At 68.1% G+C, this 14,596-nt stretch carries 15 protein-coding genes; 9 read left to right on the top strand and 6 right to left on the bottom strand.

All coding sequences use genetic code 11. The features are described from left to right. The first annotated feature begins 8 nt into the window (after positions 1 to 8). Genes DDQ50_RS00535 through DDQ50_RS00525 form a run of 3 tightly spaced genes read left to right on the top strand, consistent with a single transcriptional unit; the run spans position 9 to position 1,173 of the window. Positions 9 to 389, top strand: a complete 381-nt coding sequence (locus DDQ50_RS00535) for a DUF4190 domain-containing protein (protein WP_240614187.1) — start codon at positions 9 to 11, stop codon at positions 387 to 389. Between the two features lie 4 nt (positions 390 to 393). Further along, entirely contained in the window at positions 394 to 753 is a 360-nt protein-coding gene (locus DDQ50_RS00530) for a hypothetical protein (RefSeq protein ID WP_116754792.1), read from the top strand. A gap of 54 nt (positions 754 to 807) precedes the next feature. Beyond that, positions 808 to 1,173, top strand: a complete 366-nt coding sequence (locus tag DDQ50_RS00525) for a DUF4190 domain-containing protein (RefSeq protein ID WP_240614186.1) — start codon at positions 808 to 810, stop codon at positions 1,171 to 1,173. Here the strand turns inward: DDQ50_RS00525 and DDQ50_RS00520 are convergent. After that, a complete protein-coding gene (locus DDQ50_RS00520) occupies positions 1,167 to 2,369 on the bottom strand; it encodes a class I SAM-dependent methyltransferase (RefSeq protein ID WP_116754791.1) in 1,203 nt (400 codons plus the stop codon). The two genes, DDQ50_RS00525 and DDQ50_RS00520, sit on opposite strands and share 7 nt — an antisense overlap. Before the next feature lie 163 nt (positions 2,370 to 2,532). Here DDQ50_RS00520 and groES point away from each other — a divergent pair, with 163 nt between their 5' ends. The 4 genes from groES to DDQ50_RS00500 all read left to right on the top strand — a co-directional run bounded on the left by groES (position 2,533) and on the right by DDQ50_RS00500 (position 6,740). Next, positions 2,533 to 2,829 carry a co-chaperone GroES gene (groES, locus tag DDQ50_RS00515; protein ID WP_116754790.1) on the top strand — a complete coding sequence of 99 codons (297 nt, stop codon included), beginning with the start codon at positions 2,533 to 2,535 and terminating at the stop codon, positions 2,827 to 2,829. A 135-nt stretch (positions 2,830 to 2,964) separates the two neighbouring features. Further along, complete coding sequence (rarD, locus tag DDQ50_RS00510) at positions 2,965 to 3,918, top strand: EamA family transporter RarD (RefSeq protein ID WP_116756010.1); 954 nt, start codon at positions 2,965 to 2,967, stop codon at positions 3,916 to 3,918. A gap of 124 nt (positions 3,919 to 4,042) precedes the next feature. Then, positions 4,043 to 5,308, top strand: coding sequence for an ABC transporter substrate-binding protein (locus DDQ50_RS00505; RefSeq protein WP_165829633.1), 1,266 nt, complete (start codon positions 4,043 to 4,045; stop codon positions 5,306 to 5,308). A gap of 145 nt (positions 5,309 to 5,453) precedes the next feature. Beyond that, entirely contained in the window at positions 5,454 to 6,740 is a 1,287-nt protein-coding gene (locus DDQ50_RS00500) for an ABC transporter substrate-binding protein (protein WP_116754788.1), read from the top strand. 59 nt (positions 6,741 to 6,799) lie between these two features. On the opposite strand, the gene DDQ50_RS00495 is transcribed toward DDQ50_RS00500, so the two are convergent. Further along, the gene (locus DDQ50_RS00495; protein ID WP_116756009.1) at positions 6,800 to 7,654 is read right to left on the bottom strand and encodes an SDR family oxidoreductase; all 855 of its coding nucleotides are present in this window, start codon (positions 7,652 to 7,654) and stop codon (positions 6,800 to 6,802) included. Between the two features lie 173 nt (positions 7,655 to 7,827). Here DDQ50_RS00495 and DDQ50_RS00490 point away from each other — a divergent pair, with 173 nt between their 5' ends. Next, a complete protein-coding gene (locus DDQ50_RS00490; protein ID WP_116754787.1) occupies positions 7,828 to 8,691 on the top strand; it encodes a helix-turn-helix domain-containing protein in 864 nt (287 codons plus the stop codon). Between the two features lie 49 nt (positions 8,692 to 8,740). On the opposite strand, the gene DDQ50_RS00485 is transcribed toward DDQ50_RS00490, so the two are convergent. Genes DDQ50_RS00485 through DDQ50_RS00470 form a run of 4 tightly spaced genes read right to left on the bottom strand, consistent with a single transcriptional unit; the run spans position 8,741 to position 12,653 of the window. Further along, entirely contained in the window at positions 8,741 to 9,478 is a 738-nt protein-coding gene (locus tag DDQ50_RS00485; protein ID WP_116754786.1) for an ABC transporter ATP-binding protein, read from the bottom strand. Next, positions 9,478 to 10,359 carry an ABC transporter ATP-binding protein gene (locus DDQ50_RS00480; protein ID WP_205663588.1) on the bottom strand — a complete coding sequence of 294 codons (882 nt, stop codon included), beginning with the start codon at positions 10,357 to 10,359 and terminating at the stop codon, positions 9,478 to 9,480. The genes DDQ50_RS00485 and DDQ50_RS00480 overlap by 1 nt, the downstream gene beginning before the upstream one ends. 34 nt (positions 10,360 to 10,393) lie before the next feature. Next, entirely contained in the window at positions 10,394 to 11,371 is a 978-nt protein-coding gene (locus DDQ50_RS00475) for a branched-chain amino acid ABC transporter permease (RefSeq protein ID WP_116754784.1), read from the bottom strand. 10 nt (positions 11,372 to 11,381) lie between these two features. After that, positions 11,382 to 12,653 (bottom strand): branched-chain amino acid ABC transporter permease, encoded by a 1,272-nt coding sequence (locus DDQ50_RS00470; protein WP_116754783.1) that lies wholly within the window; start codon positions 12,651 to 12,653, stop codon positions 11,382 to 11,384. Positions 12,654 to 12,962: 309 nt separating this feature from the next. On the opposite strand from DDQ50_RS00470, the gene guaB reads away from it, so the two are divergent. After that, positions 12,963 to 14,465: an IMP dehydrogenase gene (guaB, locus tag DDQ50_RS00465; protein WP_116754782.1), complete on the top strand. Its 1,503-nt coding sequence runs from the start codon at positions 12,963 to 12,965 to the stop codon at positions 14,463 to 14,465. Positions 14,466 to 14,596: the final 131 nt, after the last annotated feature.

Genomic DNA, 14,596 nt, shown 5'->3' with positions numbered 1-14,596 from the left:
CATACGAAATGACCGACCAGACTCCCGGCAACGACCCGTACGCGGCTCCGACGCCCCCGGCGAGCGACCCGTACGCGGCCCCCAGCGCGACTCCGTACACCGCCGGAGCGGGCAGCGCTCCCGCGAAGTCGCCCATCCTCAGCATCCTGTCCCTCGTCGGCGGCATCCTCGGCATCATCGTCGGATTCTTCGGATGGGGTCTGCTGTTCTCCATCGCCGGCGTGGTCCTCGGGCACCTCGGCCGCAAGCGCGAGCCCAACGGCAGGGGGATGGCCCTCGGTGGCCTCATCACCGGCTACGTCGGAATCGCCATCAACATCATCGTGATCGCCATCGCGATCATCGCCATCATCGCTCTAGGTGCCGCGGGCAGCTACAACAGCTACTGACCGCGTGGATGACCTGAACCGAGGCGGCCGTGTCGATGACGCGGCCGCCTTCGGTCTTGGCGGGCAGGTCCCGTCCGCGGACGCGACGGGCGTCGAGCCGGACGCGACCGCGGCGCTTCCCGCACCGCGGCGCCCGATCGACCCGGTCGCCGTTCTCGCGTTGATCGCCGTGATCCTGCTGCTGCCGGTCGTCGCCCTCGTGCTCGGGTACTGGTCCCGTTCCCGGATCCGTCGTGACGATCTCGGAGGCGAAGCGCTCGCCGGATGGGCGAGGAGCATCGCGTGGATCGAGGTCGCCGTGACCGTCGCCTTCTGGACCGTCTACTTCCTCGTGCTGGCGCCCGTCGTCACGCTGCCCCGATGACCTCCTAGCGCTGCTGCGCTCACTGAACTGCTCCGCTCACCGAAAGGGAACACCGTGTCAGGCATCCAGCCCCCCGAGGGCCCCGCTTCGCCCCAGTACCAGGCCGCGCCGTACTACCCCGCCGCGCAGTACCAGCCTCCGCGCGGGCTCAGCATCGCGTCGATGGTGCTCGGACTCGTCGGCCTCGTCTTCGGCTGGTTCATGCTCGGCATCCCCTCGATCGTCGGTGTCGTGCTCGGACACATGGGCCTGAAGCGGGAGCCCGCGGGCCGGGCGTTCGCCGTCACCGGACTGGTGACGGGCTACATCGGCATCGCCTTCGGGGTCATCGGAACCCTCCTGCTGCTCGCGTCGTTCCTGCTCCCGTTCCTCATCCTGCTCGGCGTCGCGGGCAGCGAGTACGGCACCAGCGGCTACTGAGCCGCGGCAGGCGCGAGGCGGTCGGCGCGGATCGCGACCCGGCGCGAGCCGAGTCGGGTCAGGACGAGGGTCGCCTGCCCCGGACCGCGCAGGCCCAACCTCTTGCGGAACTGGGCGGGGTCGATGTCGACGCCGCGCTTCTTGATCTCGAGCGTTCCGATGTCGAGCGAACGCAGAGTCCGTGCGACGCCGCGCTCATCGAGCGGGAGCACCTCGCGGATTTCGAAGCTCGCCGCGAGCGGATCCGGGCTCGGACGGTCGCCGGTCAGGTAGGCGATGCCCGGGTGGACGAGCCCGGCGTCGAGTCGTCGGGCGACGTCGCCGATCAGACGCCCCCGGATGACGGAACCCGCGGGTTCGTGCAGGTAGCGGCCGAGTTCTCGCGGCTCCGGGTCCTCGGTGTCGGCGGGCGCGTCGATGCGCGCCGTCGCGCCTCCGGACTGGACGACCGCCGAGCGCGTCACCCCGGGCCGGGCGAGAGCGCCGAACCAGACCGCCAGCTCCACGGTGTCGCCGTCGATGGTGACCCATTCGGCCTCCGCGCCGTCGGGGATCAGCTCGCGGTCCATGCCCGGCGCGAGCTTCACGCCCGTCGGCACTCGATCGCCGAGGCCGAAGGCGAAGCCGAGCGAGGGCGACCAGTCGTCGGGCCCGAGCCGCGAGGTTCCACCGTGTCCGGCAGTGCGGCGTGCGGGGTCGAGGAACACCCCGTCGATGCCGGAGAGGTCCGTCTCCTCCGCCGAGCCGATCCGCACCTCAGCGCCCTCGAACGGCGCCAGGTTGTAGGCCGCGAACGCCGCCGTCACCTCGTCGCGATCGACCGCGACGACCTCGAGGTCGATGGCCGCCATCGCCATGGCGTCGCCGCCGATCCCGCAGCCGAGGTCCCCGATGCGCGTGAGGCCGGCCGAGCGGTATCGGCCCGCGTGCAGCGCCGCCACCGGCAGGCGCGTCGCCTGCTCGAGGCCCGCCTCGGTGAAGAGCATCCTGTCGGCGAACGGGCCGAATTTGGCCGCCGCGCGCTGACGGAGTCGGGCCTGGGTCAGGACCGCGGCGATCAGGTCGGGCGGGTGACCCTCCCGGCGCAGAGCGGTGCTGATCCGGAGGACGTCCGACGCGGATCCGTAGCCCCCGATCCTGTCGAGGAGGGCGAGGCCCTCGGAGGACAGCAACTGGCGTGCTTCGTCGGGCAACATCGCACCAACCCTACTGAGCGCGTCCCGGCACCGTTCCGCGGGAGGCGTATCGCGCTGCTAGCACTCGCATTGCGAGAGTGCCAGAACTCCCTCTAGAGTGGTTCTGGCACTCCACCAGGTCGTGTGCCAACCACGTCGCAAGGTCAAGAAAGAAGAGGTCACCGTGTCGGTTTCCATCAAGCCGCTGGAAGATCGCATCGTCATCAAGCAGGTCGAGGCCGAGCAGACCACTGCCTCGGGTCTCGTGATCCCCGACACCGCCAAGGAGAAGCCCCAGGAGGGTGAAGTCGTCTCCGTCGGCCCCGGTCGCATCGACGACAACGGCAACCGCGTTCCGATCGACGTCGCCGTCGGCGACCGCGTCATCTACTCGAAGTACGGCGGAACCGAGGTCAAGTTCGGTGGCGAGGACTTCCTCGTCCTCTCGGCCCGCGATGTTCTCGCGGTCGTCGTCCGCTGACCCAGCTGCATTCACAGAAGGGCCCGCACGCGTTGAGCGTGCGGGCCCTTCTGCTTTCGCCGTTGGCGGTTTCGCGACGGAGTCGGGCGGGTGGTCGACGACGGGGTCGCCTCGGCGCGACCTAAGATCGACACAGTGACCGACCCCACCGCTTCGCCATCCGCGGCTCCGGCGAAGCCCTCGCGCAACGGGCTCGTCGCGGCGGCCACCGCCTACATCCTCTGGGGATTCCTGCCCGCCTATTTCGTGGCGCTCTCCCCGGTCGGGCCGTTCGAGATCGTCGCCTGGCGGATCCTGTTCGCTCTCGCCTTCTGCCTGCTCCTGCTCACGGTGACGCGCGCGTGGAAGCCGTTCATCGTCATCCTCCGTCGCCCGCGCACCGTGCTGCTGATGGGTGTGGCGGGTCTCCTGATCTTCGTCAACTGGCAGACCTTCATCTTCGGCACCCTGACCGGTCACGTCGTCGAGACCGCGCTCGGATACTTCATCAATCCGATCGTGACGGTGTTCCTCGGGGTGCTGGTCCTCCGAGAACGGCTCCGACCGCTCCAGTGGGTGGCCGTGGGGATCAGCATCGTCGCCGTCGTGGTGCTCACGATCGGCTACGGCTCCCTGCCGTGGATCGCCCTCGTCCTCGCGGCCTCGTTCGGCACCTACGGCCTCATCAAGAAGCAGGTCGGCGGCGAGGTCGACGCCATGAGCGGGCTGACCCTCGAGACGGCCTGGCTCGTTCCGGTCGCGGTCGTCGAGCTCGCGATCGTCGGGGCGACCACCGGTCTCGTCTTCGGCTCGGCGGGTGCCCTCAACACCACCCTGGTCGTGGCATCCGGCGCCATCACCGCGATCCCCCTCCTCCTGTTCGCCGCGGCGGCCTCGAGGCTTCCTCTCACGGTGATCGGTTTCGTCCAGTACATCGCGCCCATCCTGCAGTTCCTCTACGGTGTCTTCCTGCTGCGCGAGCCCATGCCACCGGAGCGCTGGTTCGGTTTCGCGATCGTCTGGGTCGCGCTCGCCGTCCTCTCCTTCGACCTGCTCCGCGCCGGAGCACGATCTCGACGCTCAGCGGCGATCCTCGAACCCGCACCGTGACCTGGGAGACGCGCCGAGGCCCGGTCTGACCGTCGCCCGGGGTGGCGACGGAGCCGGTCGGGTGCCCTGGCGCTAATGTCGCGTCCCAGCGGGGACATCCGCTCACATGACTCGGGGGAGTGCGGTGCGCAGGTCGACGGGTGCTCTGGCCCTACCGGTGATGGCCGCGCTCATCGCACTCGGGCTCACCGCCTGCGACGTGCCGGTCGCCGCCGCGCCGGTGCCGACACCGACGCAGACCCCCGTCGTTCCGTACGGCGACGGAGTCCTCCGGATCGGAGGACTCGTCCCGACGACCGGAGCGTCGGCGGGCCTGTCGGCCGCGCAGGTGGCGGGGATCGAACTCGCCGTACGGGAGATCGATGAGGCCGGCGGCTACGGGGGAGTGCCCGTCCAGGTGTTCCACCGAGACGTCGGCGAACCCGGCAGCGGGGTCCTCGCCGCCTCCTTCGCCGAACTGGTCGCCAAGGGCGTCGACGTGGTCGTCGGGCCCAGTGATCCGTCTCTCGCCGCCGAACTGGTCCCTCTCGCCACGGCGGCCCGTATCCCCGTCATCTCGCCGGACGCGGGCGCCATGGACGCGGCGGAGCTCGATTCGGGTGGCTACCTGTTCCGCCTCGCGAGCGGTCCCGGGATCCTCGCCGCAGCAGTGACCGAGCTGGTCGGGAGCGCGACGATGTCGGTCGCCGCCGTCGACGACGGCTTCGGTGCCGGTGTGATCACCGCCATCACGGACGACCGCGCAGCGGCCGGCCTCGACCCCGTCGTCAGCGCGGTCACCGCATCCGGCACGAGCGCCGTGAAAGCCGCGGCCGACGTCGCCGCCGGCGATCCCGACTACGTGGTCGTCGCTGCTGCTGCCGGTGCGTCCTCGACGACGGAAGCGCTCGTCGCCTCCCTGCTCGACCAGGGGGTCGTCGCCTCGCAGCTCGTGCTGGTGGGCGACGGCGTTCTCGACCTCTCCGTCCTCTCACCGGCGGGAGAGCTCGAAGGAGCCCGAGCCCTCACGGCCGGTGCGCCCCTCGACGACGGGTTCCGCGCCCGCCTGCTCTCGGCCGACCCGGGGGTGACCGATTTCCGGTTCGCAGCGGAGTCGTACGACGCCGTCATGCTCGCCGCCCTGGCGGCTCGGGTGGCCGGGGATGACGGCGGCGAGTCGATCGCCCGAGCCATTCCCGGTGTCTCGAGCGACTGGGTGACCTGCTCGAGCTTCGCCGAATGCGCCCAGGTCCTCGGGTCCGAGGACGACATCGACTACCAGGGCGTCTCGGGCGCGGTCGACCTCGATGATTCGGGCGACCTCGTCGCGGGCACGGTCTCGAGCTGGCTCTACGGAGCCGACGGACGAGCCGCGATCGGCGACATCCTGCGGGTCTCGACCCGACCCTGAAGATCACGGACTGTAACGATTTAGCTGTGTTACACGGTCGTAACACCCTCGTATTGTTTCGGGTCGGGGTGCCACATAGTTTGAACTGGTGGCGGAGTCATGCCCGCCACTCCTGCAAGACATTCCATTGTGAAATAGGAGAAACATGAGCGCATTCGAGAAGGCAAAAGCCTCTCGCCGGCTGGGTTTCAGGAGCGTTCTCGGCGGCATCGCCGTCGTGGGAGTCAGTGCACTCCTTCTGAGCGCCTGCTCGGCCCCCGCCGAAACCGAGGAATCTGCGGCTGCGCCGGCAGAAGACCTGACGCTGAAGATCGGCACCGCCCTTCCGCAGACGGGCAACCTGGCCTACCTCGGCCCGCCCGAAGAGGCCGGCGTCGAGTACGCGACGTCGCTCATCAACGCCGCGACGGCGGACACGGGCCTCACGCTCGATGTCACCTACGGCGACTCGGGTGACACCGACAACAAGGCGTACGAGACCGAGATCCCCCGCCTCCTGGGCGAGGGCGTCAGCGCGGTCATCGGTGCCGCGTCGTCGGGAACGTCGCTCCAGTTCATCCAGACCCTCGTCGACGCCGACGTCATCCAGTTCTCGCCGGCCAACACGTCCGACGCGTTCACCACCTACGACGACGACGACCTGTACTGGCGCACCGCTCCCTCGGACGTGCTCCAGGGCGAGGTGCTCGGCAACCTGATCGCCGAGGACGGCAACCAGACGCTCGGCATGATCGTGCTGAACGACTCGTACGGAACCGGTCTGGCCAAGTACGTCTCCGACGCCTTCACAGCAGCCGGCGGAGAAGTCGTGGCACAGCCCACCTACAACACGGGTGACACGTCGTTCGAATCGCAGATCAGCGAGGTCCTCGCGGCCGACCCCGACGCGATCGCACTGATCACGTTCGAGGAGGTCGCAACTATCCTCCCCGGACTGCTCTCGAGCTTCCCGGCCGACAAGCTCTACTTCGTCGACGGAAACCTCAAGAACTTCGGCACCGACCTGCCCGCAGGTTCGCTGACCGGAGCCAAGGGCACCCTTCCGGGCCTGAGCATCGACACGCTGACCGACTTCACCGGTCAGCTCGACACCTACCTGGCCGACGCCGGGAAGCCGGCGCTCGAGGACTACAGCTACGCGGCTGAGTCCTTCGACGCGACGACCCTGCTCGCTCTCGCCTCTCTCGCCGCCGGCTCCACCGCCGCCGACGACATCAAGGCGAAGCTGCAGGAAGTGTCCGGCGGTTCGGGTGACGGCGAGAAGTGCACCACGTACGCCGACTGCGCAGCCATCATCCTCGATGGCGGCACGATCGACTACGACGGCATCTCCGGCCCGATCACGTTCGACGAGGTCGGCGACCCGACCGAGGCGTCCATCGGCATCTACCAGTACGGCGAAGACAACAACTACGTCGCCTACGAGGGCTGATCCAGTCACCTAGTCAGACGAGTGGGGCCTCGACCTTCGGGTCGGGGCCCCATTTCCGTTCACGGTTGAGGGATGTCCGTCGTCTCGGCCAACGAGCGTCCCGCCTCGATCTCGGCGGTGATGGCTGACACGGCTCCGGCGGCGATCGCCAGCGAGTCGGAGCCGAGGAGCTGGTGCAGCGGTGCGGAGCGGTCCTCGGCGATCGCGATGATCGCGGAGGCGGCTTTGGAGGGGTCTCCCAGCTGCGTTCCGGGCATGGCCTGGTGAACCCGTGTCATCTCGCGGATCGCTGAGTAGCCGTCCACGGTCGAGCTGGGCAGGCCGAGCGACTGCGGCCGCAGGAAGTCCGTCTGCATGTAGCCCGGCTCGACCAGATTGACCCTGATGCCGAATTCCGCGACTTCCTGAGCGAGAGAACCGGTCAGGCCCTCGAGGGCGAACTTGCCCGCCGAGTAGAGGCTCCAGCCGGGGAATGTGGTCAACCCGAGGATCGACGACACGTTGATGATGTGGCCGCTGCGCGCGGCCCGGAACGCCGGCAGAGTCGCACGGAGCACGTTCCAGACGCCGAAGACCTGGACGTCGAACATCGCTCGCGCTTCGGCGTCGGTCACCTCCTCGACCGCGCCGAGGAAGCCGTAGCCGGCATTGTTCACCACCACGTCGAGCCCTCCGAAGCGCTCCCTCGTGGCCTCGACGGCCGCGACGACCTCGCTCTCGGCTGCCAGGTCGATCTCGAGGACGAGCAGGTTGTCTGTACCGGCGCCTCCCAGAGCCTCGAGGAGGCGCTCGCTCGACCTCGTGCTGGCCGCGACGTTGTGGCCGCGCGCCAGTAGTTGGGAGACGAGTTCGAGGCCGAGGCCTCGGGAAGTACCGGTGACGAACCAGGTGCCGGGCGAATCGGGGAAAGTCATGTTCACTCCAGGGGTAAGGGATGCCTTTCGACACGGGAACGTGCCGACCATCCGAGTGTCGAGGAGCGTGGCGCGGTTGTGGACGGCATAGCAGGGGGTGCCTCTCCTGGGACGTGCGTACCTAGGACTCCGAGGTCCACGCGGGGCTCTCCGTGGAATGGGACACTCGAGACGTGGCCGAGATCAACAGGGAGCTGGCGGACTTCCTCCGGCGCGCACGCAGCCAGGGGGACCCCGCACGTTCCGGACTCCCGGCCGACGACCGGGTGCGGCGGGTGGCGGGGCTTCGCCGTGAGGAGGTCGCGCTCCTCGCGGGCGTATCGACCGACTACTACACCCGCCTCGAGCAGGGCAGGAGGATCCAGCCTTCGGCCGGCGTGATCGATGCCATCGCACGAGCCCTCGATCTGGACTCGGTGGGACGAACCCATCTTCACGACCTCGTGGGCGCGGCGACCGTTCGTCGGCCGAGGTCAGTCCCTTCCGTGCAGCGCGTGCGTCCCGGGCTGTACCAGCTGCTCGACGCCTGGGAGGGGCAAGCCGTTCTGATCCTGGGTCGCCGCATGGAGGTGCTGGCGTCGACCCGTGTTGCGAGGGCGCTCTTCGCCGACTTCGACGCGCTGGTGCCGAAGGAGCGGAACTACGCCAGGTGGCTGTTCCTCGACGACGCCGCCCGCGCACTGTTCGTGGAGTGGGAGGTCCAGGCTCGCGCGGCGGTTGAGAGTCTGCGCTTCGCCGCGGCGCGAAACCCCGACGACCGGCTTGCGAACGAGCTCGTCGCCGAACTGAGTCGCAGCACTGCTGAGTTCCGCCAGTGGTGGAGTGAGCATCGCGTCTACCAGCGCACCTTCGGTTCGAAGAATCTGCGCCATCCGATCGTGGGCGAGCTGACGGTCGAGTACGAGACCCTGACTCTTCCCGGCGACCCCGATCAGACTCTCTTCGTGTACACGACGGAGCCTGCATCGGCATCCCGGCGAGCGATGGATCTCCTGATCAGCTGGAGCCAGCCGGCGTCCGCGAGTCGCACGGAATGAGAAAGGCCGACCGGGACGTCCCGATCGGCCGTTCTCGTACGTCGGAAGGTCAGGCGTCGACGCCCAGGGTGCCGAGGTAGAGGTTGATGACCTTGGGGTCGTTCAGCAGGTCGCGGCCCGTCCCCGTGTAGGCGTCGCGCCCCTGGTCGAGGACGTAGCCGCGGTCGCAGATCTGAAGGCAGCGGCGTGCGTTCTGCTCGACCATGATGGTCGTCACGCCGGCCTTGTTGATCTCGGAGACCCGGATGAACGCCTCGTCCTGACGGGCGGGGGACAGGCCTGCTGACGGCTCGTCGAGGAGCAGCACGTGGGGGCGCATCATGAGTGCACGACCCATGGCGACCATCTGCCGCTCACCGCCCGAGAGGGAACCGGCGCGCTGCTTGAGTCGCTTGCCCAGCTCGGCGAAGATCCCGGTCACGAACTCGAGCCGCTCCGCGTACTCCCGGGGCCGCTGGTACAGGCCCATCTGGAGGTTCTCCTCGATGGAGAGGCTCGGGAACACGTTGTTGTTCTGGGGGACCATGCCCACGCCGCGGGCGACCAGCTTGTCGGCCTTCAGCCCGGTGATGTTGTCGCCCATCAGGCGGACCTGGCCCTCACGCACATTGACCTGACCGAAGATCGCCTTGAGCAGCGTGGACTTGCCGGCGCCGTTCGGACCGATGATGCCGATCAGTTCGCCCTCACGGGCCTCGAGCGAGCACCCGTTGAGGATGTTGACACCGGGGAGGTACCCGGCGGTGACGTGATCGACCTCGACGACGAGCTGCCTGCTGTCGGTCATCAGTTCTTCTCCTCAGCGTGGTAGCGACCCGTGATCTCGCCGAGGTCGATCTCCTGGTGGGCGCCGAGGTAGGCGTCGATGACGGCGGGGTTCTGCATGACCTCGAGCGGCGGGCCCTCGGCCACGACCTTGCCCTCGGCCATCACGATCACCCAGTCCGCGATGTGGCGGACCATGTGCATGTCGTGCTCGACGAAGAGGACCGTCATGCCCTCGTCCTTGAGATCGAGAATGTGGTCGAGGAGCGACTGGGTGAGGGCCGGGTTGACGCCGGCCATCGGCTCGTCGAGCATGACGAGCACCGGGTCGCTCATGAGCGCACGGGCCATCTCGAGCAGCTTGCGCTGCCCTCCGGACAGACTCGCGGCGAAATCCGCCTGCTTGGCGTCGAGCTTGAACTTGCGGAGCAGGTCGTGGGCCTTGGCCTCGATCGACTTCTCCTGCTTCCTCCAGATGCCGGGGATGAGGCCCTGGAAGAAATGCTCTCCGCTCTGCCCCTTCGCACCGAGCTTCATGTTCTCGAGCACGGTGAGGAGGCCGAGCGCCTTGGTGAGCTGGAAGGTGCGCACCTGACCCATTCGCGCGACCTTGTAGGCGGGCACACCTGACAGGGACTTGCCGTCGAACGACCAGGAGCCCGCATCGGGCTTGTCGAAGCCGGTCAGCAGATTGAACAGCGTGGTCTTGCCCGCGCCGTTGGGGCCGATGAGAGCGGTGATCGCGTTGCGGGGGATCTCGACGTGGTCGACGTCGACCGCGGTCAGACCGCCGAAGGTGCGGCGCACCCCGTCGGCGATGATGATCGGGTCGACCTTGGCGACGCCGGGAACGGCTTCCCCCTTGTGCAGACCCGTCGACTTGGGGCGGGGTGCGTGCGGCACCGGCGGCGCGGCGGGAGCCGGTACAGGAGTGGAGTCACTTGACAAAGGTCAGCTCCTTCTTGTTGCCGAGGATTCCCTGCGGCCGGAAGATCACGATGAGCATCAGCGCGACGCCCACCAGGATGAATCTCAGCGTGCTCGCCTGAGAGCTCGATACGGGCAGGATGCCGATCCCGGCCAGAGCGGGCAGGACGTTGCCGAGGAAGGTCTGCAGCACCCAGAAGACGACCGAGCCGAGAACGGGACCGAAGATCGTGGCGGCGCCGCCGAGGAGCAGCGCGGTGTAGACGAAGAACGTCAGCGAGGTGACGTAGGACCCCGGGTTGACCGAGGAGGGCAGGGCGTAGATGACCCCGCCGAGGGCCCCGAAGATGCCACCGAGCACGAGAGCCTGCATCTTGAAGGCGAAAACGTTCTTGCCGAGAGCCCGGACCGCGTCCTCGTCCTCGCGGATGCCCTTCAGTACGCGGCCCCACGGGCTGCGCATGAGAAGGAAGACGATGGTGACCGCGATGGCGAGCAGCACGAGGCCGATGACGGTGACCCAAGCCTGGTTCTCGTTCATCGTCCACGGACCGAAGCCGTAGGACCCCCGCGGGAACGGGTTGGAGTCGCGGAAGCTGCCCTGGTATCCGGTGAGGCCGTCGGCGCTGCCCGTGTACTGGTCGAACGACGAGGTCAGGAACAGCAGGCGGAGGACCTCGGCGCCCGCGATGGTGACGATGGCGAGGTAGTCGCCTCGCAGCCGGAGCGTCGGGATGCCGAGGATCAGCGCGTAGACCACCGACGCTGCGATGGCGACGACGATGCACAGGTACCACGGCAGGCCGAAGGTGATCGACGAGATCGCGTAGCCGTAGGCGCCGAGCGCCATGAAGCCCGCGATGCCCATGTTCAGAAGGCCGGCGTAGCCGAACTGAACCGAGAGGCCTACAGCCGCGAGGGCGTAGGCGATGGTGGCCGGCGCGATGATGAACGACGCCGAATTGGAGAGAATCTGTCCCCAGTCCATGGCGGGCCTCCTAGCCTATTCTCTCTCGACGGCCGAGGATTCCCTGTGGCCGGAACAGCAGGATCAGGATCAGCACGACCAGCGCGCCGACGTACTTCAGATCGGCGGGGATCCAGAGGCTCGAGATCTCGACCAGGATGCCCACGATGATCGCGCCGACGAGGGCGCCGAAGGCGGTGCCGAGACCACCCAGGGTGACGGCGGCGAAGACGAGCAGAAGGATCTGCGCGCCCATGTCCCACTTCAGGCCGGGGCGGTAGTAGGCGTACAGCACGCCCGCCAGCCCGGCGAGGGCGGTGGCGAGGATCCAGACGATCCGGACGACCCGGTCGACGTTGATGCCCGAGGCGGCAGCCAGTGACGGGTTGTCGGAGATGGCCCGGGTCGCCTTGCCGATGCGGGTGAAGAGGAGGAAGAAGGCCAGCGCCGCGATCACGACGATGCTGATGCCCATGCTCACCAGGTCGATGACGGTGAGCGACACCGACCCGAACAGCTGGATCTCGGGGGAGTTGGAACCGGGGAGCTGACGCGTGCCTCCGCCGATGAAGAACTGGAAGACGTAGCGCAGAGCGAGGCTCAGGCCGATGCTGACGATCATCAGCTGCACGGTGCCGAGGCCGCGTTTCCTCAGGGGTCTCCAGATGCCGGCGTCCATCAGGAAACCGAACACCCCGCTCAGCACCAGTGCGAGGGTGATGCCGAGCCACAGGGGCAGACCGAGCGCGGCGGAGAAGAACCAGGCGATCACCGCGCCGAAGGTCACCATCTCGGCGTGGGCGAAGTTCGAGAGGCCCGTGGTGCCGAAGACCAGCGAGAGACCGACGGCCGCGAGCCCCAGCATCAGGCCGAAGTTCAGGCCGCTGACGAGGCGTTCGACGAGTTGGTCGATGAAGGGGGTGACGTTGCGCTCGCCCTTGCCGATGAAGAAGTTGGTCGTGACGCGGCCACCCGGGCCGACCTCGACGGTCTGCTCGTTCGAGCCCTCGACCACCGCGACACCGTCGGGGAGGGTCGACTCGTCGAGGGTGACCTTGTACTCGGCCTTCTCGGGCACGCCGACGCGCCACTGGCCTTCGGCGTCGGTCTCGACCTCCGCCTTGTAGCCGCCGCCCTCGACGGTCAGCTTGACGTCTTCGAGGGGATCTCCGTTGAACTGGACGTTGCCGCTGACCCGGAACGGGTTGTCCTCGAGGCCGACCTCGTCGGCGTGAGCCGCCGGAGCGGTGGAGAAGAACGCGATCGCGGCGAGCGCGAAACCGAAGATCGCGAGCAACCGCATGGTGCGGGGGCGGGTGCTGATTAGTCCAGGACTGGACACGGTACCTCCTGGCCGAGCCGAGGGATCAGACGGCTGGTATCGAGCGAGCGGACGACGATGTCCGGAACACTACGCACAGATTATTGCCGTGATGTTTCGTTAGGCGGATTGATGTGACGAGTTAGACAACCTACCGGGAATCAAACGCGTCGTGCGCCGTTAAGATCAGGTACCGGTACGCAGCGTTGCCCGGACTCCTCCGCATCCTGAGAGAACCGCGGGCGCGGCACATCTGTCTCGCCTCTGCGGCACAGAGTGAAAGGCACTCAATTGAGTGGACACGATCCGTTCGGCTTCGTCGGCCTCACCTACGACGACGTCATGCTCCTCCCCGGGCACACCGACGTCATCCCGAGCGAGGCGGAGACCGCGTCACGGCTGACCCGCCGGATCCAGGTCGCCGCGCCGCTGATCTCGAGCGCCATGGACACCGTCACCGAGTCGCGCATGGCCATCGCCATGGCGCGGCAGGGCGGATTCGGCGTGCTCCACCGCAACCTGTCCATCCAGGACCAGGCCGAGCAGGTCGACAACGTCAAGCGCAGCGAATCGGGCATGATCACCAACCCGGTGACGACCACGCCCGATGCCACGGTCGCCGAGGTCGACGCGCTGTGCGGCCAGTTCCGGGTCTCCGGTCTCCCCGTCATCGAGGGCGACGGCACGCTCGTCGGCATCGTGACCAACCGCGACATGCGCTTCGTCTCGCCGTTCGAGAAGGCGACGACCCTCGTGCGCGACGTGATGACCTCGACGGGCCTCATCACCGCCCCTGTCGGCATCAACGCGGACGGCGCCGTGGCGCTCCTCGCCCAGCACCGCATCGAGAAGCTGCCGATCGTCGACTCCGCCGGCAAGCTCCGCGGCCTGATCACGGTCAAGGACTTCGACAAGAGCGAGAAGTACCCGAACGCCACCAAGGACTCCGAGGGCCGCCTGCGCGTCGGCGCCGCCATCGGCTTCTTCGGCGACGCATGGCAGCGGGCGGGCGCTCTGCGCGACGCGGGTGTCGACGTGATCGTGGTCGACACGGCCAACGGCGACTCGTCCGGCGTTCTCGACATCATCCGCCGCCTCAAGGGCGACAGCGCATTCGACGCGATCGACATCATCGGCGGCAACGTCGCGACCCGTAGCGGGGCGCAGGCGCTCGTCGACGCGGGTGCCGACGCCATCAAGGTCGGCGTGGGGCCGGGTTCGATCTGCACCACCCGTGTCGTCGCGGGTGTCGGCGTCCCCCAGGTCACGGCCGTCTACGAGGCATCCCTCGCGGCACGCGAGAGCGGCGTCCCCGTCATCGCGGACGGCGGCCTGCAGTACTCGGGCGACATCGCGAAGGCTCTCGTCGCGGGTGCCGACACGGTCATGCTCGGTTCGCTTCTCGCGGGCACCGACGAGAGCCCGGGCGACCTCGTGTTCGTGAACGGCAAGCAGTTCAAGAACTACCGCGGAATGGGGTCGCTCGGCGCTCTCCAGACCCGTGGCAAGAAGACCTCGTACTCGCGCGACCGCTACTTCCAGGCCGATGTTCCGAGCGACGAGCAGCTCATCGCCGAGGGCATCGAGGGCCAGGTGCCGTACCGCGGTCCTGTCGCCTCGGTCGTCTACCAGCTGACCGGCGGCCTCCGCCAGTCGATGTTCTACACGGGCGCGCGCACTATTGAGGAGCTCAAGGAGAAGGGCCGCTTCGTGAGGATCACGGCGGCGGGCCTCAAGGAGTCCCACCCCCACGACGTCCAGATGGTCGTGGAAGCCCCCAACTACCGCCGCTGACGGGAGGGGAACCCCCCCCACCCAAAGATGGGCGTTCCGGGCGAGCGCGCACGTTCCGGCCGGCCCTGCACGCCGGAACGTGCGCGCAGCACATCACCCGGGGCGGCGAGGCGAGGTCCTCCCCGGGTTCA

The sequence above is a fragment of the Amnibacterium flavum genome, assembly GCF_003097495.1.
GTDB lineage: Bacteria > Actinomycetota > Actinomycetes > Actinomycetales > Microbacteriaceae > Naasia > Naasia flava.
Note: the sequence above shows the minus strand (reverse complement) of the source record. Positions and strands in the feature narration are given on the sequence as shown.